The sequence below is a fragment of the Streptomyces sp. NPDC059816 genome (assembly GCF_042732055.1).
Lineage (GTDB): Bacteria > Actinomycetota > Actinomycetes > Streptomycetales > Streptomycetaceae > Streptomyces.
Genome location: NZ_JBHWIQ010000037.1, coordinates 21925 through 45470 on the forward strand (window position 1 = coordinate 21925; position 23546 = coordinate 45470).

General features: G+C 71.8%; 23 protein-coding genes. 19 read left to right on the forward strand and 4 right to left on the reverse strand.

Annotated features, from left to right (window positions below):
• Positions 1-13: 13 nt before the first annotated feature.
• The 9 genes from ACFV88_RS32865 (at position 14) to ACFV88_RS32905 (ending at position 6858) form a co-directional block, all read left to right on the forward strand.
• Positions 14-475 carry a hypothetical protein gene (locus ACFV88_RS32865; RefSeq protein WP_385495781.1) on the forward strand — a complete coding sequence of 154 codons (462 nt, stop codon included), beginning with the start codon at positions 14-16 and terminating at the stop codon, positions 473-475.
• A 46-nt stretch (positions 476-521) separates the two neighbouring features.
• On the forward strand, positions 522-1079 hold the full coding sequence (locus ACFV88_RS32870; RefSeq protein WP_385495782.1) for a hypothetical protein: 558 nt from the start codon (positions 522-524) through the stop codon (positions 1077-1079).
• Positions 1022-1507 carry a GNAT family N-acetyltransferase gene (locus tag ACFV88_RS32875; RefSeq protein ID WP_385495784.1) on the forward strand — a complete coding sequence of 162 codons (486 nt, stop codon included), beginning with the start codon at positions 1022-1024 and terminating at the stop codon, positions 1505-1507. Before ACFV88_RS32870 ends, ACFV88_RS32875 begins: the two co-directional genes overlap by 58 nt.
• Positions 1508-1510: 3 nt before the next feature.
• Complete coding sequence (locus ACFV88_RS32880) at positions 1511-2395, forward strand: alpha/beta fold hydrolase (protein WP_385495785.1); 885 nt, start codon at positions 1511-1513, stop codon at positions 2393-2395.
• Positions 2396-3213: 818 nt separating this feature from the next.
• Positions 3214-3570: an SH3 domain-containing protein gene (locus tag ACFV88_RS32885; RefSeq protein WP_385495786.1), complete on the forward strand. Its 357-nt coding sequence runs from the start codon at positions 3214-3216 to the stop codon at positions 3568-3570.
• 108 nt (positions 3571-3678) lie between these two features.
• A complete protein-coding gene (locus ACFV88_RS32890) occupies positions 3679-4041 on the forward strand; it encodes a hypothetical protein (RefSeq protein WP_385495787.1) in 363 nt (120 codons plus the stop codon).
• Between the two features lie 93 nt (positions 4042-4134).
• Positions 4135-4491 carry an SH3 domain-containing protein gene (locus ACFV88_RS32895; RefSeq protein ID WP_385495788.1) on the forward strand — a complete coding sequence of 119 codons (357 nt, stop codon included), beginning with the start codon at positions 4135-4137 and terminating at the stop codon, positions 4489-4491.
• A gap of 311 nt (positions 4492-4802) precedes the next feature.
• A complete protein-coding gene (locus ACFV88_RS32900) occupies positions 4803-4925 on the forward strand; it encodes a hypothetical protein (RefSeq protein WP_325749223.1) in 123 nt (40 codons plus the stop codon).
• A gap of 508 nt (positions 4926-5433) precedes the next feature.
• Positions 5434-6858: a hypothetical protein gene (locus ACFV88_RS32905; RefSeq protein ID WP_385495789.1), complete on the forward strand. Its 1425-nt coding sequence runs from the start codon at positions 5434-5436 to the stop codon at positions 6856-6858.
• 222 nt (positions 6859-7080) lie between these two features.
• Here ACFV88_RS32905 and ACFV88_RS32910 read toward each other — a convergent pair whose 3' ends face one another.
• Positions 7081-8193: a helix-turn-helix domain-containing protein gene (locus ACFV88_RS32910; RefSeq protein WP_385495790.1), complete on the reverse strand. Its 1113-nt coding sequence runs from the start codon at positions 8191-8193 to the stop codon at positions 7081-7083.
• A 323-nt stretch (positions 8194-8516) separates the two neighbouring features.
• A complete protein-coding gene (locus ACFV88_RS32915) occupies positions 8517-9551 on the reverse strand; it encodes a hypothetical protein (RefSeq protein WP_385495791.1) in 1035 nt (344 codons plus the stop codon).
• Between the two features lie 387 nt (positions 9552-9938).
• Between ACFV88_RS32915 and ACFV88_RS32920 the strand changes: the two genes are divergently transcribed.
• Entirely contained in the window at positions 9939-10787 is an 849-nt protein-coding gene (locus tag ACFV88_RS32920; protein WP_385495792.1) for a helix-turn-helix domain-containing protein, read from the forward strand.
• 151 nt (positions 10788-10938) lie between these two features.
• Here ACFV88_RS32920 and ACFV88_RS32925 read toward each other — a convergent pair whose 3' ends face one another.
• A complete protein-coding gene (locus ACFV88_RS32925) occupies positions 10939-11943 on the reverse strand; it encodes a transposase (RefSeq protein WP_385495793.1) in 1005 nt (334 codons plus the stop codon).
• A gap of 74 nt (positions 11944-12017) precedes the next feature.
• Here ACFV88_RS32925 and ACFV88_RS32930 point away from each other — a divergent pair, with 74 nt between their 5' ends.
• The 3 genes from ACFV88_RS32930 to ACFV88_RS32940 all read left to right on the forward strand — a co-directional run bounded on the left by ACFV88_RS32930 (position 12018) and on the right by ACFV88_RS32940 (position 13955).
• Positions 12018-12143 carry an LPXTG cell wall anchor domain-containing protein gene (locus ACFV88_RS32930; protein WP_385495816.1) on the forward strand — a complete coding sequence of 42 codons (126 nt, stop codon included), beginning with the start codon at positions 12018-12020 and terminating at the stop codon, positions 12141-12143.
• Between the two features lie 59 nt (positions 12144-12202).
• Positions 12203-13114, forward strand: coding sequence for an NUDIX domain-containing protein (locus tag ACFV88_RS32935; RefSeq protein WP_385495794.1), 912 nt, complete (start codon positions 12203-12205; stop codon positions 13112-13114).
• A 397-nt stretch (positions 13115-13511) separates the two neighbouring features.
• Positions 13512-13955, forward strand: a complete 444-nt coding sequence (locus ACFV88_RS32940) for a hypothetical protein (RefSeq protein ID WP_385495795.1) — start codon at positions 13512-13514, stop codon at positions 13953-13955.
• Between the two features lie 151 nt (positions 13956-14106).
• Here ACFV88_RS32940 and ACFV88_RS32945 read toward each other — a convergent pair whose 3' ends face one another.
• On the reverse strand, positions 14107-17463 hold the full coding sequence (locus ACFV88_RS32945; RefSeq protein ID WP_385495796.1) for a hypothetical protein: 3357 nt from the start codon (positions 17461-17463) through the stop codon (positions 14107-14109).
• A gap of 399 nt (positions 17464-17862) precedes the next feature.
• On the opposite strand from ACFV88_RS32945, the gene ACFV88_RS32950 reads away from it, so the two are divergent.
• From ACFV88_RS32950 to ACFV88_RS32975, 6 genes are all read left to right on the forward strand, one after another.
• Positions 17863-18759 carry a hypothetical protein gene (locus ACFV88_RS32950; RefSeq protein WP_385495797.1) on the forward strand — a complete coding sequence of 299 codons (897 nt, stop codon included), beginning with the start codon at positions 17863-17865 and terminating at the stop codon, positions 18757-18759.
• 15 nt (positions 18760-18774) lie between these two features.
• Positions 18775-19731 carry a hypothetical protein gene (locus ACFV88_RS32955; protein ID WP_385495798.1) on the forward strand — a complete coding sequence of 319 codons (957 nt, stop codon included), beginning with the start codon at positions 18775-18777 and terminating at the stop codon, positions 19729-19731.
• Positions 19728-21059 (forward strand): PTS transporter subunit EIIC, encoded by a 1332-nt coding sequence (locus ACFV88_RS32960; protein ID WP_385495799.1) that lies wholly within the window; start codon positions 19728-19730, stop codon positions 21057-21059. Before ACFV88_RS32955 ends, ACFV88_RS32960 begins: the two co-directional genes overlap by 4 nt.
• A gap of 135 nt (positions 21060-21194) precedes the next feature.
• Positions 21195-21419 (forward strand): hypothetical protein, encoded by a 225-nt coding sequence (locus ACFV88_RS32965; protein ID WP_385495800.1) that lies wholly within the window; start codon positions 21195-21197, stop codon positions 21417-21419.
• A 7-nt stretch (positions 21420-21426) separates the two neighbouring features.
• Positions 21427-22191 carry a glycosyltransferase family 2 protein gene (locus ACFV88_RS32970; RefSeq protein ID WP_385495801.1) on the forward strand — a complete coding sequence of 255 codons (765 nt, stop codon included), beginning with the start codon at positions 21427-21429 and terminating at the stop codon, positions 22189-22191.
• Positions 22192-22463: 272 nt separating this feature from the next.
• Positions 22464-23507: a GNAT family N-acetyltransferase gene (locus ACFV88_RS32975; protein ID WP_385495802.1), complete on the forward strand. Its 1044-nt coding sequence runs from the start codon at positions 22464-22466 to the stop codon at positions 23505-23507.
• Positions 23508-23546: the final 39 nt, after the last annotated feature.

Here is a 23546-nt window from a genome sequence, read left to right on the forward strand (position 1 = left end):
AGGGACAGCGCTCATGAGCACCCTCCAGCGCACCCCCGGCCGCCAGTGGACCGTCCGCGTCACCGGGAGGGCCGACCGACAGGCACAGCTGTCCTGCAGCCACGCCTGCGACCTGCCCGAGCGCTCCCGCGACCTGCGCCACCTAGCCCAGGCAGCCATCAACCACCTGGCGGACCACGCGAACACGGCCCGCGCGCCCCAGCCGGCCCGCTACTGCGCCTGCCAGTGCGCCACCTGGCACCGGGACGTCAAGACCGCCAGTTGCGCCGGAGAGATCGCCCTGGTGCTGGTCTGCTCGATGCCGGGCCGGGTCTGGCACCTGGCCGAAGTGTGCACCTCCTGCTCCCGCCACATATCCGGCGGGCGCATCGTGCGCACCACGAAGCGCCCGGCCCGCACCACCGCCCCCGCCTCCGCTTCTGGCGACCCGGCCCGTGCCCCCCGCCCGGTTCCCGGAGGCTTTGCCGCAGCCTGACCCCGCGCACCCACCGCCACCCCAGCCCGCTCCGGAGGGACCGACCATGTGCGCAGACCGCGACCGCACCACCCCGCGTAGCCCCCAGCTGAGCGGACCGCTGGGATGGGTGGCCAACCCTCTTCCGCGTCGCGGGCTGCGCATCCCCGCATACGCCGCCATCTCCCTGGCCCTCGTGGCTCTCTCCGGCCTCGCCGCCTTCCTGCTGCTACAGCTCGCCTCAGCAGCCCCGCTTCCGGCACCACTGTCCGTGCTGGCCGGCCTGAGCGGCAGCGCCCTCGCCGTCGCCGCCTGGCTGGGCGGTGCGGCGCTGCTGCTGACCGCCCCGTTCTGGATCACGGCCAGCGTCCTGGACCACGGCAGGCGGCAACGCCGCCCCCACCCCGGCCGCCGCCGGGTGCCCGCCGTACGGGCGGGTAACGAAACCCGCTGCCCTCCAGCCGGGACACCGGCCCCACGCAGCCTCTCCGAGCCTTGTGGCGCGGAACCCGCCTCGCCCAACCTCGACGGGCGCCGCCCCCCTGCCCCCCTTTCCCCGGAGCTGCCATGCCCGCCGCCGCCCTCGACGACGCCACCACCTACCTGCTCGCCTCAGGCGAGCTGACGCTGACCCGCCTGGCCCGGGCCGACGACCTCGACCAGATCAACGCCCTGCACGCCCGCTGCACCCTCGCAACGCGCTTCAGCCGCTACCAGGCCGCCCGCCGCGACCTGCGCCCCGCCGAGTGGCGCCAACTGACCGACCCGGCCCGCGGCACGACCTGGATCACAGCCCTCGCGGGAGATCCCGAACAGGCCGTCGCCGTCACCCACTTGATGCGTACCGACCGCGACGGCGTACGCGAACTGGGCCTGCTCATCGAGGACAGCCGACAGCGCCAACGGCTGGGCACCCAGCTCACCGGCCACGCCATCGCGGTCATGACGGGCGCCGACAACCGGGCCATGCTCACCATCGCCCGCAACCGGGGCGCGGTTCTCCCACTCCCCACCTCGTCCACCGTCGACCTCGACATCCCGGTTGCGGGATGAGCCGTGGACCACACCCCCGACCGCCCCGGCAACCTGCCCCCGCCCTCCGGCCACCACTACCTTCCCCGCCCCGACGGCGCCCGACTGGCGCTCTACACCGACGGGCCCGACGCCGCCCCAGTGACCGTCGTCCTCGCCCACGGCTGGTGCGCCACCGCAAGCATCTGGCACGACCATGCCCGCCACCTCGCCGCCCGCGGCATCCGTGTCATCCGCTACGACCAGCGCGGCCACGGCGCGTCTTTGAGCGGCACCAGCACCGCCTTCACCCGACTGCTCGCCGACGACCTGGCGGCCGTGCTGCGTCACACCCGCCGCCGTACCAGGGTCGTGGTCGCCGGGCACAGCATGGGCGGCATGGGCGTCCTGCAACTCGCGGCCCACCACCCCACTGTCGCGGCCAGGCTGTCCGGAGTCCTGCTGGTCGCCACCAGTTCCGGGCAGATGGACCTGACCGGAGCCCAACACCCTCCGCTGGAACGCCTGGTGGGCAGGGCTCGCCACACCATCGCAGCCCTGTGTCTGCGGCTGCCCGGAGCGACACAGACTGTCCGCGACCTCCTGTCACCCACCAGCGACCCCAGACCACCGATTGACGTCGCGGCCGACTGGTACCGGGCGGTCACCGCGCACCACATCGAGCCAGGAGCCCTCGCCTCCCTGTCCGGCGTCCCTGTACACGTCATGGAGGGAGAACACGACCGCCTCGTGTCCGCCGTACACGCGCTGCGCCTGGTCTCCGAACTTCCGCACGCCCGGCTTCACGTGGTCCCCGACGGTCGACACGGCCTGCCCAGCGAGCAGCCTGCCCAGGTCCGCGCCGTGCTCGAGAGGCTGTGCGGACTGTACCGGACCCAGCCACTTCGACGGCGCCTGCGCAACGCCTGAGGCACACCCGCCCCGCAGGAGCGCCCCGGAGGAATCCGGGGCGCCCGGCGGGCTCCGGCGCGTCGGGTGCCCGCCTCATGGGCCCAGCGCCCCTCCCTCCACCAGTCCCATGACGAGGCTGTCGCCGATAGCGCCCTGCCACCGGCCGGGCAACGAATCGCACAGTCAGGAGAGACATGAGCAGGGCGCCGCATCACCGCCGTAGCCACCGCCGCCACCGCGATATCGGCAGGCCTGCTGGCCCTGCCGTCCACTGCCAGCGCGGCGGCCCCGGTCGGCTCCTGCGGAAGCAGCTACAGCAAGGTCGGCTCGTATCCGGTCACCCGCTCCTGGGAGAGCACCGCCGGGCACATCGACGTCTACTACTCGCGGTCCACCGGGAAGAACTGTGCCATCACCCGGCCCGTCGCCTCCCGGGCGGGCAAGGCGGGCAACATCTGGGTTTGCATCGAGCAGACCAAGGGCTACGCCCGCGACTGCGACGGCCCGGTCTACGTGTTCGGGCGCGGCCAGTGCATCAACGTCTCCGGCGGCCTCAACCGCACGCCCGGCGACAACCAGCCCTTCAACGGCGGCGCCCAGAAGGTCCACTGCGGCTGATCCGCCGCTCGTGCGCCCGCCGGGCGGGAGCGCCCAGAAGGAATCCCGGGCGCCCTGCGGGAACCTCCGCCTCGTGTGCCCGCCCGCCGGGCACACGGCCCCGGCGCCCCCACCTCTCATCCCAGGCTGTACCCCGCCCTGGCCGCTGACGCCGGTGGGCGCCAGGTACCAGGCGCCGGTCGGCGCAGCGCCATCCCAGCCGCGATGAAGGGAACCCCATGAAGTTTCGCGCTCCCGCCCGCTTGGCCGCCTCGGCCATGCTCGCCCTGGCGGTGACCGCCGGCCTGGCGGTGACCACCGCCCCGGCCGCCAGCGCGGCCGAGATGCCCTGCAAACCGCGCGTCTACTACGAGGTCTATCAGGCGAACGGCGTGAACTTCCGCAGCGGCGCCGGCACCGGCTACGCCTCCAAGGGCCTGCTCTACAAGGGCGACTGGGGCAAGAAGATCGCCACCAAGGGCTCCTGGATCAAGCTCCAGCTCGGCCAGAAGTCCAAGAGCGGACTGGCCAAGAACAGCACCGGCTGGGTCGCCAGCACGTACCTGTCCGACTGCGTGCCCATGCAGCTCGACTGACCCGTCCACCGAGCCGCTCCGCCCCGCAACAGGTCCTGCGCCACAGGCGCCGGTGCGGCTCACGGCAACTCGACCGATCCCCCCACCTGCACCTGAAGGAGCACCTGCGTGATAATTCAGCGCACCAAACGCGCCATCCTGGCGACCACGATGGGTCTGGCCGTCGCCGCTGGCGGCCTGGCCACCGCCTCAACGGCACAGGCCGCCGACACCGGACACACGAAGATCAGCTGTAGCGCGGTCAAGATCCGCAAGGCCCCCGCGAAGACCGCCACGATCATGGGCGTCGGCTACCGGGGCGACAAGATCGCCTACGACCAGTGGGCCTACAAGAAGGCCGAGCGGAAGTGGTACACCCGCAGCACGGTGACCCGGAAGTCGGACGGCAAGAAGGTCCGCGGCTACGTCGTCTACCAGTGTGCCAACCCGTACGGGGGGTGGCCCGCGCCCACGCCGCCGATCCCGAAGTAGAGCGCCGCCCTGGCCCGCAGCCAATGCGATCCCGTCACCAACCCGCTTGCGGGCACCGTCATTTCCACGCCCCGCCCTGAGAGAGGCATCCCCATGATCCGTCGCATCACGATCCGCGCCGTCGCCCCCGCGTTCCTGGCGATGGCGGCCGCCGCCACCCTGACCGTGATCACCGCCCCGGCCGCGCACGCCGTCGGCGAGAACAAGCAGTGCACCGTCAACTGGAGCAACGCGGCCGGCAAGGTGAAGAGCAACGGCTGGAACCTGCGCACCGGTCCGAGCACGGGCTACACCTCCCGCGGCTACCTCTACAACGGTGACCGCCTCAACATCCTGTGCAGCAGGGGGAGCTGGGACTACACCGAGCTCAGCGCCCGCTCCAAGTCCGGACTGCCGAAGGGGACCCGGGGCTGGGTCCGCAGCGACGGCCTGTACGGACTGGCCGGCTGACCCGAGGACGACGAGGCCCCGCCCCACCGCGGCACCCGGCGAGCCGGGTGCCCGCCGTCAACTTGGGTGCCGCCGTCAACTTGGGTGCCCATCAGGCCAGCCGGGCTGGGTCCGTCACGAGCGTCCAGCGATGGCCTGGCGGGCTGAAACGATCCCCTTCGGCCCGCCTGCCGACCCTCTCAGCGCACTGCCTGCCCGCCGGGCGGGAGGCAGAGGAGCCGCCTCGCCAGACCGCCTTGGCACCGGCCCCTCGTGCTGCTGGGATTGATCCCGCACCACCCCACGACACCGTCAACCCACGAGGAGTCCTCATGAACCGCCCCCGTAAGTCCGTCCGTCCGGCCCTCTCCGCGCGTCCCGCGTTCCTGGCCGAGCGCCCGCGTCTCGCGGAGCGCCCGTTCCGCCCGGAGTCGGAGCTCGCCGCCCGGCCGTAGCGGCCCCCCGGCCCCCCCGGCCGACCCGATGCGCCCGCCCGGTGCCATGAGCCCGGGCGGGCGCACTCGCGTCCGCCCGCGGCGGACCACGCACGACGAGCCGGCCAGACGGGATCCCCGCACATCCGCAGCCCGCGTGCCGGGCCGTCGGCGACATAGAGCCCGCCACCTCTTGCTGCTCACTCCCCGACCCAGCCAGGCTCCACGGCACCGTCTGCCAAAGGAGCTGTGGCGTGCGCCCTTCCCCCGACCTCGCAGCCAAGATCGAACGCGCCGAGGCGGCCGTCAACGCGTTCTCGCAGGCCCGCTCCCGCATGGAGGAGTTCGAGACCGTGGCCCGAGCGGTACGCCGCTACCCTGGCCTCGACGAGGAGAGCCGCACCCGCCGTGACGGAGTACGCCGCGACTATGCGGCCATCGTCCTGCGCGACCTGCTGGCCGACCTGGCGCTGTGGGAGGACGCCCACGGACACGGCGGCCAGGAGATGCTCCGCGAAGTGCGCGCCCGGTGGAACCGGCACCCTACGGAGAACTCGACGGCCCGGCCCGGCATCTCGCCGCCGCGCTCGTGTCCTTCGCCGGCGAACACAACGCCTCTCTGCGTGATGCGGCTGACAGAGCCCTGGAGACCCACAACGAGGAATGGCTGGACGCGGAGTTCCACTGGCAGCAGCACGCCGCCCCGCCCGCAACCGGACTGCGGTACTCCCTTCACCTCGCAGCCCGCCAGACGGCTGAAGACTTGTACCTCCCCACCGCGATGGCGGCGCTCGGCGCCCTCCTCGCCCACGATCGCCCCGGCCACCCGGCCCAGATCATCCAGTTGCTGAGCGATGGCAGCCACCGGCCGGTGGACCAGGCGGCGTTGTGGCAGGACGTCCTGGAGGAGAACGGGACACCGGGGGAGTGGCGCCCTACCCGCGCCGCGCGGCTCAAGCAGGCGGACCTGACCTGGAAGGAGGCAGCACATCGCGCCGATCCGACCTATCTTGAGCCAGTGCGCGAGGAGATGCGCGAAGAGAGTGCCCACTCACCAGTGATGCTCTTCAGCCTCGTGGCGGCGCTCAAGGCGAGAGACGGGTTCGAGTTCCAGCAGGAGGAGTACGTTCGCTCGCCCGCCCAGGCCCTGGACGAGGCGCTACAGCGTTTCCTGGACCGGACGGGTCTGCCGTACGCGCCCGCTGCGGAGACCGCCGCCGCACTCCTGGCCCGTCTTGCCCTGACCCTCGACACCCAGGGGCTGCCCGGTCGTCTGCTCCTCCAGCCTCAGGACACCACCGCGCCCGCCTGGCCCGAGCAGACCGGGACGGCCGGCCGGATGGCGGCGCTGCTGGAAGAGTGGATCCGCGGCACCGAGGTGCCTTTCGCAGCCGTCCTCCAGCAGGCCCAGGTCACCTATGACACCCACTGGAGCACCGAACACGACTACCGCGCCGAGCAGGGCCGCAGCGGTATCCGGGAGCTACGAAGCCCCGTGCGCTACCGGCTGTCCGGACCCGCCCTCACGTCGATCCCTGCCTATGAACAGTCCTGCCCCAACGCCGCTGTGGCGTGGATGGAGTTCCTGCAGCACGACAGCCCGCAGCGCCCCGTGGAGATCACCGCTGACCTCGCCCACGGCCGTCAGGTCCCGGTCGAGCCGGCCGCCCTTGCCCGGGACGCGCACGTCGAGCTCCACCATGATGACGCGTGGAACGAGCACGACTGGCCGATGTCCACCGACCGGGCAGCACGCGAGGACCAGGCCCGGGCTCTGTGGCTGCGGCGGCAACTCGCCAACGCTTCCGCCCGGCCCGACCGGGCCGCCCCCCCCGGCGAGTCTTCGGTTCCGCCGACCAGGCGCTGGCCTTCCTCCGGGACCAGAGTGGGCATGCCACTCCTGCGGCATCGCTGCGCGAGGCAGCGGCGCTGCAGCGGGCGGAGGCGGCTCTGACTCGCCTGTTTGCCCGGGTGCCCGAGGCGGGCAGAGCCGACCGGCTTAGCGACGCCGTCCTGGCGTTCATCGCCGAGTCGGCGGCACGGCGAGAGGAACTTATCGCCGTGCGGCCGCCTCCCAGCGCGCCTCCCGCTGCCATGGAACAGACCAGCCGGACTCAGCACCAGCAGCCGGAAGGCCAGGGAACCGGGAGCACCGCGCCGGTAGCGGCACGGCCGCTCACCGTCCGGGAAGCCACTGGAGGTCCAGAGCGAGCCCGGACGCCGAGGCCGGTCCGCCGCGCCCGACTGCGACCCGGGCCACCCAACTGGCCACGAGCTTTCGGCGGGTGGACATCGGCATCTGGTGACGCCACTGATACAGGGCATGCCGCAGAGACACCGGCGCAGGCATGGCCGGCTCGCTGCCGCAAGCCACCAGGACCTCCTGCAGCCGAGCCAGCCCGGCCAGCGCCCCGTCCGTGTACACGTGAGGCAGGAGACGCTGCGCGACTTCCTCCTCCAGGACCGACGCGTCCACCGGCGTGAAGCAGTCCCTGGGGCACCGGTAGACCGGACCCCACTCATAGACCATGGCCGACCGGCAGACCGCACAGTGGGCGATGTCCGTCAGGACGGCCTCCGACCACTGCGCGGAGTCCAGGTCCTGGCCGGGCAGCAGCAGGGGCTCGACGTGGAGGGCGATCTGCCGCAGGTCCGGGCGCCGGGCCGGTACGGACACGAACAGGGAGACCATCTGATACGGCCCGCTGTCCATACGCCACACCAGGTCAAGGCCGTCTACGTCAGGGACCTCGGCCGCGCCGCGCACCCGCAGGTCTGCCCCGATCTCCTCGTACAGGGACCTCAGATCCGGATCGGAGGGAGTCAGAGCGAGCGCCTCGCGCAGTACGGCCGCGAACGTCCCGGCGACATCGGCTGCGTTGACCAACCGACGGCGGGCCTCGGACGAGCACAGGATCCAGCGCAGCAGGCTCCAGCCCGGCCGCCCCAGCTCGGGCAGCAGTCTGGTCGCTTCCTGGTTGCCCCCCACTATGCGCCAGGCATGGTCCACCACGATGGCCGGCACCGTGAACCCCTTCAGCGTGGCGGCGATGGCGGTGCCAAGAGGCCGTCCGCAGAAGTTCAGACCGGAGCGGCTGCGCGCCTCGGCGGGGATCTGCAGGGCGTCGATGGCTGCGGTGAATGCCTGGTTGCCTGGCCAGCCAGTACCTGATTCGAGGGCCTCGTACTGGCGGGCGCTGATCCCTGCCGCCTGCGCGATGTCTCTGGCGGACCTGCCGGACCGGGTGCGATAGGTACGCAGGGTCTGTCCGACCGTCGCACTGAACATGACCTGTAGTCCTTTTCCCGGCGCTGCCCCCTGCCCGAGGCCTGATGGCGCACAACCATAAGCGCCCATGCCACGCTCAGTCACCAGGGGGAGGGAGAATTGGGGTGTGCGACAGGTCATGACCTCGTGTTGGTCTGGACCGCTCCGCCCAGACGAAGCACTGATTCAGTCTTAAAGTAACGGTCCGTCACCATCTGCTGGGGCTCCCGCCTCTCGGCCGAACAGGCGCCTCAAAGACCCGACCGGAGCGGCTGGCAGGCATTGGAGCCGCGCCCGGCTACCGTGAGATGGGATGCAACCTCGAGGCCTCCCGCCGGGGCCCGCTAGCCCTTCGCGTAGGGGCGGGCCCGCATCGGCGGGACGCGTCGCTCGGCGTCAGGGACGTCGGGAACATCGAGCAGACCGGCCTGAGCCAGCTTCCAACCCAACTGCAGCCGGCTGTTGCTGCCGCCGACCGCATCGCTCAGCTTGACGATGTGGTTGCGCACCGTCCGTTCGTTGAGGCCGAAGCGCTTGGCGATGATCGCATCGGTATGGCCGTCGACCAGCAACTGGGCGATGGCCCGCTGGCGATCGGTGACTCCGTCGACGCTCGGCTCAGGCGGCGCGTACAACGGAGTCGCGGTGGACCACAGCCGTTCGAAGACCCCGGCCAGGTAGTCGATGAGCGCCGGCTGGCGGACCTCGAGGGCGACCTGGCGGTCCTCCCGCGCCGGGATGATGGCCACGCTCCGGTCGAACAACAGCAGCCGTTCGGGCAGCTCGTCCAGGATCCGTGCCTCGGCCATGTCCTCAAGGGCGGTGAAGTACTCCAGTAAGCCGCGGCCGTAGCGTGCGGAGGGCTGGTAGAGAGTGCGCATCTGCACCTTGCGCTCCGCCAGCTTGAGCGAACGGGGGAGCGCGTCGGCCAGTGCGGACTCGGAGCGGATCCCGCCGGGCTGAATGGCCAGCATCCGTTCCTGCGCGTTGTTCGCGGCTTCGTCGATGGCGGCCTCGATCCGAGCCGGGCCCTCCAGGATCGTGAACGGGCCGCCCTGGACGGGCTCCGCCACATCCAGGCGCATCATCGGGTTGAGTAGGTCCGCCAGGCGGGCGCCGCGCTCGCGCTCGACCGCCACCCGGCGCTCCATCGTGTCCAGCAGCCGGGGCAGCACCACGGCGGCCTCCACGGCGAGGAAGACGTCCTGCCGGTCGGGAGCGGGGTGGAGCAGGCCCAGATCGATCAGACACGGCGCCCGCTCTGCCTCGGCTCGGGAGGCGGATCCTCCCGACCGCAGAGCGCGCTCATAGATTTCGGCCCCTTCTGCACAGACATCCTCGTGCTCGGGGTGCTGATGCGGCGCTACGCCCCCTATCACTACTGCCCCTCTCACCTGGGTTGATCAGGTTGAACGCGGAATCCTACGGTCCGACAGGACATGTAATCGAACTGGTTCTCGGTCCCAGGGTGCAGTGAGCCTATCGGCACGCTGCGTATCCGGACAGCTCGCGACAGACGCGATCCCGTGGGAGCCCTCGCACCCTGCGGCGTCTGCGCGCGCGAAGGGTCCGGGACGGCTGTCCTCGGTCGGTCTTCAGTTGTCTCGTGGAGACTTCTTCGCCCCCAACCTCGGCCGTGGCGAGGAAGTGCCCGCCAGTACGCCGACGCAGGAGGCGCTCGTGAGGAGCCCTTCGTGATCCTGCGGGTATACCGTAGCGGTATAGGTCCCGACGAGGGGGAGAGGGTCGTGTCCGTCCAAGATCCGATGACAGTCGTTCCGGCCGCATGGCTGCTGCAGCGGGCCCGCACAGAACCTTCAACGCAGACAGTGCTGGCCCGGTTCCTCGGTGTGACCCAGCCTTCGGTGCACCGCTACTTCACGGGAGAACGCGAACCCACCTTCGCCGATCTGCAGCGGTTGATCGCAGGCATGGGATGCAGACTGGAGCTGCTGGTATGGAGAGAACCCCAGCCTGCCTTCTCCTTCCAGCAAGACCGGATCACTGCCCGCCAGCCCTACCGGGTCATGGAACCCGTGCTGGCTCGTCTGCTGCCTCCCTCCCTGCAGCGTGACTACGGCGGCTTCCCCGCCGACGTCCCCGACGGTCCCACTCCCGGCGAGGCGCTGGGATGGCTCTACGAACTGCGCGCCCTCACCCGGCAGGCTGCTGGCCCCCGACGTCGGCTGGAGGCCCTGGGCGATCGCCGCCCCCACCCGCACGACGAGCGGCTCCTGCGCCGCCTCAAGCCGGTCGGATCCGGTGTCCGCCAGGCCGTCACGGCGCTCGCCTGCGCCATCGACCACGCGGCACTACGAGCGGGCCGTGAAGAACGCCGGCCGCGTCGCAGCCGTCGCGAGATCCCCGGCCACCTGGGGCGACAGACCTGGGCACACGCCGTGGCCTGCGTACGCGCCGAAGCGACCATCTGCGCTGACCTTGCCCGCACCCTGCCCGCCGAGGACCGCTACCTCGCCGCAGAACTCGACGAACTCGCCCAGCAGAGCACTGTCTTGTACCGACAGGCCGCGGCCACCGTCCCGTTCACAGCCTGGCGCGCTGAACTGGACGACCCGCACTACCTCGACTGGCTCGACGGAGGACTCCAGGACTGACAGTGAGGATGTGACGTGGCTTCTCCGACGGGTCTGACTCACGGACTGACCGACGTCTCGACTGTCTTGTTTGGGATTTGTCGATCCGCTCGGAGGAGCCGCCTCGCACGCGACCGGACGGGCGACCGTGACCTGATAGCGCCTCTGTGTGTCAAGCGGCTTGAGCGAGGTGGTGGTTCCGTTGGTCTCGTTTCATGATTCGGTAGACCACGTTGGACAGGCGCCGCTTCAGGGCCCGCCGGGCTTCGGACGGTGTCTTCCCTTCGCTGATCTTGCGGAGGTAGTAGTCCTGCCCGCGCCAGCCGTCGCGGATCTGACAGATCGCGATCGTGTGCAGGACCGAGTTCAGTGCCCGGTTGCCACCGGTGTTGAGCCAGTGGCGCACGTTGTTGCCGCTGGAGGCGTCCAGGGGTGCGCTGCCGGTGTAGCTGGCGAAGTGGTGCTCGGTCGGGAAGCGAGTGACGTCGCCGACGTGGCCGAGGACTTTGGCGGCCAGGACGGTGCCCAGGCCCGGCAGGCGGGTGAGCGTGGTGCGTGTGGCGGCCGGCGCCTCGCGCATCTGGATCTCGTTGTCCTTGACCAGTCGGTCCAGGCGCCGCAGGTCAGCCAGCAGGACACGGGCTATGTCGCGGCGGCAGTTGTCCGTGGCGGTGACGGGGCGGATGCCCTTCATCGCGGCGGCGGCCTTGTCGGCGGACAGACCGGTGGCCACGCCGCCGGGCAGCAGGTCCCTCAGGAGGGCGTGGAGTCGGTTCAGGACACGGGTGCGCTCGTGGACCAGGTCGTCACGCCGCTCGGTCAACAGCCGCAGGATCGTGGTCTGATCCTCGGCGGCGACCTGTCGCAGGTCGGGGCGGAACAGGGCGACCTGGGCGACGTGGCGGGCATCGGCCTCGTCGGTCTTGCGGTTGCCGCCGGTGGCCAGCACCCGGGCCCGCGCCGAGAGCGTGGCCGGCACATCGACCACGTGCTCGCCCGCGGCGGCCAGCTGCTGGGCGAGGGAACTCGGCCTGGCCGGGGTGGCCGCGGAGCACCAGGGAACGACCGAGGTCGACGTAGGGCTGCGAGGGCACACAGCCGTCGTGGCCGCCGAGCTCCCTCCACAGTGGCTGGTCCCACCACTCGGCCGTCGCAGACACCAAGACCCCCACCACATCGCCGTCCAGGCCGCCCGCCACCCCGGAGCGGCCCCAGCCTCCCGCCGAGCAGCCGCCCGCCCCCTCGGGACAGCTGGCCCACACCGGCGGCGGCAACATCACCTGGGCCCTGGGTGCCGGAGCTGGGCTCCTGGCCGGCGGCGGCGCGACGATCTGGGCCGCTCGGCGGCGCAAGCGCCCCGACACCTCCGCCTCCTGAAGCCCGCCCACCCGACCCCACCCGGTACCCGGCCGCCGCCACTGACAAACAGGAGCAGCATGCAGCAGCACCGCTTGGACCCCGCCCCGTCAGAACCGATCCGTCGACAGCGGGAGGCAGAGGTCTTCGGCAACCGGTTCGGCAGCCTGTTCAACGACGAGGTCGTCTTCCCCAACGGATCGCAGGGCAGCTACCTGCGATGGCAGTGGAGGCAGCAAGGCGTGGTCGTTGTCCCCGTGGGCCCGGGCGGGCTGGCCCTGGTTCCTACGTACCGGTACCCCATCGGGGCCGCCTCCCTGGAGTTTCCACGCGGCGGCTGCGAGCCCGGGGAAGACCTCCGTGAGGCCGCGGCGCGGGAACTGGAGGAGGAAACAGGGCTGAGAGCAACCTCCGTGCGGACCATAGGCCAGTTCCACACCGACACCGGGCTCATCGAGACCGGCGCGAAGGTGTGCCTCGTGGTGGTACAGCCGGGCGCGGGGGAGGCCCGGCCCGAGGCGGCGGAGTCGGTGGCCGATCCCCACTGGATGTCGCAGGACGCGTTGCTGGAATCGATCCAGCACGGGCGTATCACCTGCGGGGTCACCCTGGCCGCATTCGCAGTGGCCCTGTCCGAACTGGGCAAGTCCGCCGCGACGCACGAGGACGCCCACCAGGCCCCGGCCCCCTGGGCTCGCTGCCGCCACGGTGGCGACCTCCCTCCGGGTTCCGCAGGGGATTGGGCAGACGCAGACGTGAGAAGCAGCGCACCCGTCGTGCGCCTTCCGGGACGGGAGATGGCCAAGGAGCCCTTTTCGGAGCGCCTGATCGACGCCACCGAGTCGTTCGTGCTGGCCAGGATCACGCCCCACGTGTCCCGCGAACCCGCCACCGACATCGAGCGAATGGGTTCGCATCTGCTGCGTGGAGCACGGCTGCACGCCATGCATGCCCGCCTCGACGCGCGGGCGGTCGGACTCCGAGAGGCATGACTCTCCTGGCGCCATCTGGCCGATCTGGCACGGGCGTTCAGCGGTCACCCGGACTACGACGAGGACTTCGGACGCGCGATCTGGGAGTTCCCCCGCCCGAGCCCGGCCCGAGCCCAGATCCGGCTCGCCTGCGGGCACCGCCACACCCCTATGGCCACAGGCCCGCACCCCGCACTCACCCGTGACGCTCTCGACGACGACCCCTTCAGGCGCCTGCGGACCGCCGGCCGGCTGAGGGCCACCGGTGACTTCACCGAGCACAGCGACGGCAGCTACACCGAGCAATGGCAGCTGCTGGCGATCTGTTCTGCATGCGTCTGCACCGTGCGCCCCCGGCTGCCGTGCGCACCCTCGCCGCATCCGGCAGCCACGATCACGACCTCAAGGAAGCGACCGCGTGAAGCCCATCAGCCGCCGCCTGGCCCGCGCGGCCGTCGCCGCGCTCATCGCCAACGAACTGCAGTGGGGTGCCCTCAGGGACGAGATTCTCACGCAGCTTGGCCCCGTGCCCATCCTGCGGGCCGATGCCGCCGCCGAGATGGACCGCCTGCGCCGCCGAGGGCTGAGCGCTCTGCGGCAGGGCATGTCCAGTGATCTCGCCCCGTTCTTCTCGAAGATCCAAGGCGCCGAGCGGGCGGCCGAGCGCGTGCTGAGCCCGCGCATCATCATGCCCGCCCGGCGCGGACCGGGGCTGCCCACCGGGTGGGGCAAGACGAGCGTGGCCGACCTCGCGGCAGCGCGGCTCACGGCGCTCGGCAACCGTGCCGGCGGGGAGCCGGGCAGGCGCGGCAGGAGCCTGCTGAGCTGGCGCCGCAGGCAGTCGCACCCCGGCCAGGCCTGATCGCGATCAAGGGACACATTCTGCTTGTGTCCCTCGGCTGCCCCTGCAAACGAGGACGCTATGCACTGTTCTGTGGCTATTTGAGGGTGGGGAGAGGGGCACACAGGGACGGATTTCTCGGTACTGCGTACGAAACCCGCCCTGCGTGCGATCAGCGGACGGTGGGCGCCTGCGACGGGGCGGGGGGAAGGGCAGCCCGCTGGGTGGCATCGAGCCCCCGGTCCGCCCGCGCGGGCGGCAGCGGCGACGGGCCGGACTGCGCCGGAGCGGAGCCGGCTCGAAGATCGTGCACCCGAGACGTCGCCTGGCCCCTGGTGGCTTCGGCCGCGGCCTGGAGAAGGAAGGCTGCGGAGGCATCGTGGGCGGCGGACGCCGCCTCCTCCCGGACCGTGTTGGGATAGTCGGCATACAAGGGCTCCCGCGCCTGGTAACCGACAGCCCGTTCCGCCGCCCGGAGCAGCTCGTGTGCGCTGGAGGGATGCTCCCGCAGCCGCTGTGGGAGCGCCGCGAGCGTGGAGGTGCTCACCTGCGGCGCGTTCTCGGGATCGGCGACCTGCCTGAAGGAGTCCAAGAGATTGCCGCGGCCCAGATCCCTGGACAGGAGCCACAACCTCGCCGCGTTCTGCCTTAGCCCCTGCCGGTCGCCGCCCGGTGCGCCCTGGTCGTCACTGATCAGCCGGTCCAGCGCGGCCCGGGCGTGCGACCGGGCCTGCTCGATCTCCACCGAGGCCGCGGCCAGCACCCTGAAGTGTGCCTGCAACGTCTCCGGTGAGCCGGTGCCCTCCGTGCCAGCGGTCCGCAGGGCGCGCAGCATCTCCACCTCACCGTCCACCACCGCGCGGGCCGCCGCCGGCTCCAGGCGGCCGGTCACCTGCGGCGGCAGACTCTCGCCGACCCGCACGCGCCAGGCCCAACCCGCCTGCCGCCAGGCCGCCGGGTCGGGCTCGTCCCCGGCACGTACGGCGACGGACCGACGTGCCTGGTCCAGCCAACCGGCCATGGCCTCCGCCAGCCGCGCCTCCTGGCCGTTCCCGCTCCGCAGGGCCTGCGCCAGCAGTTCGCCGACCGGGATCTCGGTGCTCTCGGACGACTCAGCGATCCCGGTGAGGATGACGTACTGCTGCACCGGCCGGTCGCGCTGCGCCCACTGCACCACGGCCTCGAGCGGGTCCGCCGTCAACGTCCCCCACGCGGTGTCGTTGCCGGCGACCCGAATCGAGTACCACCGGCGCAGGCCGTCCGCCTCGAGCGGGCCGCGCCCCTCCAGCAGCGGGAACAGCTCATCCCACACCTGGCCGGCCTGCTGCGCGTACACGGTCGGGTCCAGCTCACCGGTTCGCGCCTGCTCGACCAGCTCGTACAGCTCCAGCTGACGATCGGCGCGCTCCTCGGACCGCCGTGCCATCTCCCATGCCCGCCCGGCGGTCTCCAGCGCCGTCCGCTGCGCCGTCCCGGTTCCCTCGGCCGCCGCCAGTGCCCGGCCGGCGGGCGAGGTCAGCTCCGTGAACAGCACGTCCGTGTCGGTGAGGCGGCTGCTGGCGAGCGTGTAGGGGGAGGGGAATCCGCCGTCGGAGTAGACGATGACCGCGTGCCGGGGCGGCCGGGTGAACTCCGCGTGCGCATAGCGGGTGTTACCGATCGTCGCTGAGGCCAGGATGGTGGCCCGCGGCGGGGGTACGGGCCGCGCACCCAGCTCGTCGCCTGTCTGCCCGGGATAGAACGCCTCGAGCTCGGCGTCGTCCATCGCCGCCAGCGCGGCAGCCTCCTCCCGCTCGCCCGCAGGCCGGTAGACGGCCCGCCGCTGGCGGGTGAAGTCGAGCGCCCAGTCGATCATGGCCCGCTCCTCGGCGGCGCCCTGCTGGATCCGGACCAGTACATCCGCGCTCGCATCCGCCCCGGAAAGCCGCAGCACCCAGGCCAGGACCGGGCCCCGCGGCGGCACCTCGCCCAAGTACCTGCTCCAGCGCGCGCCCATCTCCTCCGGGTGCAGCCCCTCGGGTTCGTCGGCCAGTAGCCACAACGCCAGCTCCCGGTCCACCTCCCAGTGCTCATCAGGTCCCGATGCGGTGCTGCGGACCTGTTCGACCAGGCTGCGTGGGGTGCGCTCGCGCCACCGGCCGCCCGCCGTGCTCTCTTCGATCCGGGCCGGGTTCGCGGGGAACAGGGTGTCCGGCCCGGGCCGGTGCCGCTGAGTCCAGACCGACAGGGCCTTCCTCGGATCGGCGGTCACCGCGTACGGGCCGCCGTCGGGCCCGACGCGCAGTAGCGCCGGCTCCGGGGCCGGGGCCGTCCCGGGCTCCTGGTCGGGCTCCGACTGGTTCCAGGTCAGGGCCCGCAACGCTTCCTCGACCCGGCCCAGCGCCATCCACACCTGCCCGTGCTGGCCCAGCTCGTAGGTCTGATCGGGGGCCTCCGGCACGTCGAGCAGCGCATCGAGCGCGCCGAGCTGGAGAGCCACGTCCCGGCGGGCCTGCTGTTCGCTGGGGAACGCCGCCCGCAGTAGGCGGCGGGCCTGGGCCACCACACCCTCGCCCGCACCTGCCGGGGCCCGGGTGGTGATCTCCTCATGGCGCTCGGCGAGAAACGCGAAGGCCGCGTACTGGGCGCTCTCCTGCTCCTCGGCGGCGGTCCAGTAGGTCTGGCTGTTCTGCCAGTACTCCCGCTGGGCCTCCTCGGCGTCCGGCAGGTAGTCGGCTGAGCGGGTGCGCTGCCGCTCGCGCGGCCAGCGCTCCGCCCAGGCCTGTTCCTCCTCGGTCAGCGGATCGGCGTCCGGAGTGAAGCTGGCATACAGCTGGTCCGCCTCCTCGACCTGCTCGGGGGTGGACAGGTAGGCGACCCGTGCCCACTGTTCGAGGCCGGGGTGATCCGTTCCCAGGAAGCCGGCGACGCGCCCCGCCCGCGTATCCCGGTCCAGGGCCATACCGAGGAAGAAGTCCGCCGTGCTCCTCAGAGCGGGTGCCTGCCTGGCGGCCTCGTTCAGCTGCCGCCACGCCTGCTGGTAGTCCCGGGCCGCCCACTCCTGCCGTGAGGCGTGCTCCGGGAAACGCCACTGGCTCTCGTGCTCCAGCAGCGGCAGCAACTCGTCCACCCGTGAGCGCAGGCGCTCCCGGTCGGGTCCGGAGAGATCAGCGAGTTCCGGGTGTTCCTCGATGCCGTCCGGGAGCGGAGCGCGGAAGACCGCCGACCACTGGGCCGCCGCCCCCTGGGTGTCAGGCCCCCAGGGCGACTCGAGAGCGTTCGGAAGGTCCAGGTGGTAGCGCAGCCAGGACGCCTGGGCGTTGCGCCACATGTCGGCCACGAAGCCGGAGGAGGGCGCGGGAGCGGCGAGTCCGGCCAGCGACGCCGTGCGCGCCCCCCGCTCGTCGACCGTGAAGACCTGGAAGGCCTCTCCCCGCCGATCTGCCCGCAGGACGTGCAGGGCAGCGTCCAGAGGGTGCTGGCTGACGTACTCCGTGCTCTCCCCGCCCGGACCGGTGGTGATCACGAAGTAGATGGGATCGTCCGCCATTGCGCCTCCTCCGGCTGCTGCTCGAAGGGCACAGCGTGCCCGCGCCAGAGCGCAGGCAGGGGCGCCGCGTGCGAACTTTGTGCACCGCTCCCGCCCCACGCAACACCATCGCGTTTTCCGTCCCGCCCCACGGTTCGCCCGCCCGCCACCGATCTTGCGGCCGGCCTCTGCACGACCAGGCTGATCCTCGGGGGCGCACGAGCCGCCGGGTTGCCGAGGAACGGCACGGCCGTGGGACACGGACGACAGCGGGCCCGCCCCGCGGGCCCCGTGCAGGGGTTTCCTCCCGCAGGGAGGGAGCGCGCAAAGCGCCTGGCCAGCGGGCATTGTCGCGGGCCGAACGTGCGTGATCAGGGTGGAGCGAGCCGCTTCCAGAACATGGACCAAGGAGCCCCGATCATGCCAGCGCGCCCTTCTCCCACCCGACGTATGCACATCGGGACGGCGGCCGCCGCAACCGGGCTCGTCCTGGTCCTGGGCGACTGCAGTACCGATTCCTCCGCGCCCCAGCCCTCGCGAACCACCACGCCCGCCCCGTCACCCACCCAGGCCAAGCCGCTGCTCACCGTCCAGCAGGCAGACCAGCTCGTCGACCGCTACCAGCAGGTCAACAACGCCGCCAACGCCAAGCAGAACGCCGCCCAACTCGGCACGGTGGAGGACGGCGCGACCTACGAGCAGAGCCGGGCCGACTTCAAGCAGTGGCCCACCTACAGCGAGAAGGAGAAGAAGGAGTACACCGACGCCTGGACCTACGCCCAGCGCACCTACTTCATCCCCGAGCAAGGCAAGGCCAGTTGGTTCCTGATGCGCGCCTACACCGACCACGGCGGGAAGATCAGCAAGGAGCCGTCGCTGGTGGTCTTCGACAACCCCGATGGCGCGGGCTTCAAGCTGACGGCCTCCGTCCACGGCCTGGACACCGAGCCGCCCCTTTCGCAGACCAGCCCCGACGGGCTGGCCCTGCTCGCCGACCCGGCGGCCAAGAGCGGACCGCTGGCACCCGTTGACGTCACGGCCGCCTTCGAGGACCTGTACGCCACCGGCGGCCAGGACAAGAGCACCGGCCTGGACCGCACCACCGAGTCCGCCAAGGTGCCGCTCGCACACACGATGGAGGTGATGGTGACCCGCCCGGGCCTGCAGGTCGACCCCAGCCCGGCGGAATCCCTCCTCGGCGCCAAGACGGGCCCCGTCATCACCGACGAGTTCCGCGGACAGGCCGCCGCCTACCTGTCCGCCCAAGGCAGCGCCCAAGTCCTGGGCTTCGGCTACACCGTCACCGGCGCCCACTGACCGGAGACGATCTCGATGACTGCCCCCGCCGCCCTCACGCACCTTCACCGCACTCTGGCCGACTCCCTTGCCGACGCCGCCCACGACACCGGGCATCGAGCCGAGCCCGATACTCCCCTGCCCGGGACGAACTGGGCCGCCGACGTCCTGGTGACATCCCCGAACGGGCGCCGCACCGTCCTGCAGATCCCTCCGCTCGCGGCCCGCGGCCAGGAGATCCGCGAGCGGACCGCGCACGCGCACCAACGCGGCCTGAACATCGTGTGGTTCACCCCAGACGCGCAGGATCCGCCGTGGCTGACGATGGTGCCCGCAGTACGCGTTGCGCCCCCAACTCACCCCGGCGCCCCGTGGACCGCACCCGCCGCCGTGCAGACACTGACGCGGCAGGCATGCCCCTGCGGACCGGACTGGGACCACGGCGTTCACTGCACCTGGGCGCCACCCGAACCGCTCCCCGTGCCCGCCCTGCTGGCGGACCTGCTGACCGGCCGCCTGGTCCACACCACCGTCCAGGCCGAACTGCCGGGTCACCGCTTCACCGGCTGGGCTCACGGTAAGGACGTGCGCGCCGAAGCAGAACACCTGCGGACACTGGCCGCCACCGACGGCGCCCTCACCGAAGCCGCCCGCGCCTCGACCCCCTACACCCCGCGCCCGGACGGGCGGACCGCCGCCCCTCTGGGACGGCTGCTGGAGGCCGCCCGCCGCTGGGGCCACCAGCACACCGGCGTGGTCTGCCACATCGAGACGGCGAGCGCCGACTGGATGGCCGGCGGTCTCGTGGTCACCCCCAGCCGCCGCCCGCCCGGCCGCCCGCTGCCCGAGGTCACCGCGGTGGTGCGCCCGCTGCCCAGCAAGATCGACTGGAACGGCCCGCTGAGCACCGTACCGGTGCTGGTCGGCTCGCCCGAGGAGTACTTCACCCTCCGGCGCACCGCCCCCAAGGCCGCCCAACTCCTCATCCTGTGACCCGTCAGAGCTCCCTCCCCTCCCGCCTGTTCCCCCTGCCTGCGAAGGAGCCTCCGGGCGTACCGACCGCGACCGCACCGAGCCAGTCCCCGGACAGAACGACGCCACCGCGCTCGGCGGGCACAGACACCGAGGACCCCTCCGCGGGCGGGCGGCTGCGCCGCATGGGCCAGGGGCTGGCGCTACCGATCGCCGCCATGCCCGCTGCCGGTCTGCTGCTGCGCCTGGGCCAGGACGACCTGCTCGGCCGTTTCGACTCCTGGCACCGGGTGGCGGCCATGCTCTCGGCGGCGGGCGGCGCGATCATGGATTTCTTGCCGTTGCTGTTCGCCGCCGGCATCGCACTGGGCGCCGCCCGCGGCCGGTCCGCCTCCGAAGCCGCGGGCCCGGTCCTCGCCGCCATCATCAGCTACCTGGTGATCGCGCGCACCGTACTGGTGTGGCATCCGCTGGACGGCCCGGCCACAGCGAGCATGGCCCCCGCCCGCTGGCCCTACGGCGCACTGACCGGCATCCTCGCCGGACTGCTGGCCGTTGCCGTGTGGAGGTGGGCGGTCGACCGACGCCGCCTGCCCGCCTTCGCCGGGTACGCAGTCATCCTCGCCGCGGCCCTGACCGGCGGGGCTCTGCTCGGCCTCGTCTACCCCTGGGTGGACCGCGGCCTGACCGGATTCGCCGAGGCGATATCCGCCAACAGCGTGCTGGGCGGGGGCCTGTTCGGGTTCGTCAACCGGGCACTTCTGCCGCTGGGCCTGCACCACATCCCCAACACCCTGGTCTGGTACGTCGCCGGCCGGTGCCAGGGAGGGGTCACCGGCGACATCCCGTGCTTCTTCACGGCCCACGACCCACAGGCGGGCCTGTTCATGTCGGGCTTCTTCCCCGTAGCGATCTTCGGGCTGCCCGCCGCCGCACTGGCGATGTGGCACTCGACTCCCCGTGACCGCAAAGCGACCGCCTCGCTGCTGCTGTCCGGCGCGCTGCTGTCGGCAGCCTTCGGGATCACCGAACCGTTGGAGCTGAGCTTCGCGTTCACCGCAGTGCGGCTCTACCTCGCCCACGCGATCCTGACCGGCCTGAGCCTGGCCATCACCAACTTCCTTGGCGTGCACGCCGGATTCCTGTTCTCCGCTGGTCTGCTCGACCTCGGCTTCAACTGGTCCATCTCCACCCGGCCCGTCCTGCTGCTGGTCGTGGGCGCCGTCTACGCCGTCATCTACTACTCCCTCTTCCGCTTCGCGATCACCCGATTCGACCTGGCCACACCCGGCCGCACCCCCTCGGCCCCCGACCCGAAAGAACCAGCTCCCCATGCCACTCCTGTATAGGCCGGTCCAGGCCGCCCACTACGGGCTCGGCGCGATCTTCCCGGTCCTCGTGCTCGCCCCCGGCGGCTGGCACACCCCCGGCCCCGGGCTGCCGCGCCGCACCCGCGGGGCGGGCGAGACGCTCTCGCTGCGCTGGTGCGGCCCAGCCGCCGACGAGGACATGGCACCGCACCAGGCTGGCCGCCGGACATCACTGAGGAGCAGCTCGCCGCCTTCGCCGACCAACTCCCCGCCAACCTGCGGGTGATCGCGCTGCGGCCCCCGGCCCTCATCGGCGACTGGTCCACCCGCCCCGGCGCGCCCCGACCGCCCCTGAAGACCGTCGTCCTCACCCCATCCCGCCCTCTGACCTGGAGCTGACCCCGCCGTGTCCCGCACCCCACAGATCAGCGTCATCACCCCCACCCGCCTGCTGCCCAACCGGCTGCCCTACTTGGAGCTCTTCCACGCGAGCCTCGCCGCCCAGACGGTCGAGTGGGAGCTCGTCCTGGCGCTCGACGGAGCAGATCCAGACCAAGTGCCCCGCTCGCTGGCCACGGACCGGCGGGTGAAGATCCTGGAACTGCCCAAGGTCGGTGCCGCCGGCGCCAGAAATCTCGCGCTCAACCTGGCCGAAGGCGACTGGGTCCAATACGCCGACGATGACGACGCCTTCACCGCAGAGGCCTTCGCGCTGCGCCACGACTACGCCCTCGAACACGACCTGGGCTGGGTGGCAGGTTGGTCGGCTGACCTTTTCCCCGACGGTTCGACCCGTGTTTGGCGATGCCCCACACCGCCCGGCATCCACGAAGCCGGCGCGGTGTGGACGTACTGGCCGACCCCTCAGGACACCATCCCGCTCGGGCAGACCCAGATGATCGCCCGCCGTGAGCTCGTGCAGGCCGCCTGCGGACACGGCGGTCTGCCGCAGGGCGAGGACTTCATCTACGTCTGCGCGCTGACCGCGCTCAGCGCCGGCGCACTGCTGCCGGTGGTGACGTACCACTACCGCCAGCACGGAGAACAGATGACTCGCTCCCCGCACCATGATCGATTGGAAGGAGCCGCACGGCAGTTCGCCTGGCAGAGCGGTCGGCAACTTCGCGCCCACCTGGAGGACCACCGCTTGGTGAGAGCCGGGGTTTCGTAAGCCCCCGCGAGCCCGCCGCCGCTGGGCGGAGCCGGATGAGGGTGCCGAGCGTTCCCGTGCCTCCCGCCTGACGGGACCAAGGCCAACAAGTCCACCGCCAGGCGGGAGCAGAGAGGCCCCCTCGGCCAGATGCCTCGCCCCGGCCCGGGCCCGCTCCACAGACTGGCTGCGCGCCCCGACCTGACGCGAGCGCACTGGCGGGGGGGGGGGGGGGGGCGGGGCCCCCCCCCCGCCCCCCCCCGCCCCACGCCCCATCGCCCGAGAGAGCTCTGATGACCGTCGCTTCGCCGTCCTCCCCCGTCCGCGCCCGTTGGCATCGCAGCATCGCCTCGTTGCCCGAGGACCGGCCCGCCGTCACCCCCTTCCACAGCCGACAGTGGGCAGCGGCCTGGCAGAGCCCACAGGTTGAATCAGTGCTGGCGCACCGGCACTTGCTGCTCTCTGACGGCCAGCGCACCCACCGGCTCTCCTACCAGCTCTCCGACAGCAGCCCGCTGTGGAAGGCCCTGGAGAGCGACACCCACCGCCGCACCCCCGTGTTCTCCGGCCCCGTGGTGTACGCGCCCAGCCTCTACAGCCAGTACGGCGGACTACCTGGGGCCTCCGCCCTGGTCCTGGCCGAGGCCGTGGACCGAGGCCGCCAACTCGCTCAGGAATGCGACGCCCAGGCCCTTCTGGTGCCCAACCTGGCACCCGTCGAGCTGGAGCAGTGGACACGGATCCGGCCCCCCGACGCCCAGGCACGGCTCTTCTCCGCCCACCGCACCCCGATCGGCGCCGGTCTCGCGGAGTTCACCGCCCGCATCCCCACCAGCCAGGCCCGCGCCGAACTCCAGCGGCAGCACAGCCGCGGCACCGACGCCGGACTGGTCCTGCGCACGGTGACCGGTGCCGCGCTCCCACCGGTCCTGCCCGCCATCCACGCCCTCCACCAAGACGAGACCCGAAGGCAGAGCCGCCCCACCCTGTACAGCCTGGCGATGCTCACCGCCCTGCCCCGCATCCCCGGCGCCCTCGCCCTGCTGGCCGAGGAAGCCGACGGCACCCTCGCCGGCGCCTTCCTGGGATTCCGCCACGGCACCACGCTCTACCTGTGGGCCGAGACCGTCGCGCACGGCCGACGAGGGGATCACACCCTGGGATGGCTGCTGGCCGAGAGCATCCACCACGCCGCCGCCACCGGCGCCCGCGTCCTGGACACCGGACGCGGCCACTACCAGTTCAAGCGCCGGATGGGCTTCACCCCCGTCCCGCTGACCACGGCCGTCTACCTCACCACCCCCCACCCCGGGTCATCAGCAGCCTGCGGGAACTGAACACCGCGCTCGACGCCTTCGGCCGCCCCTGACCCCGAG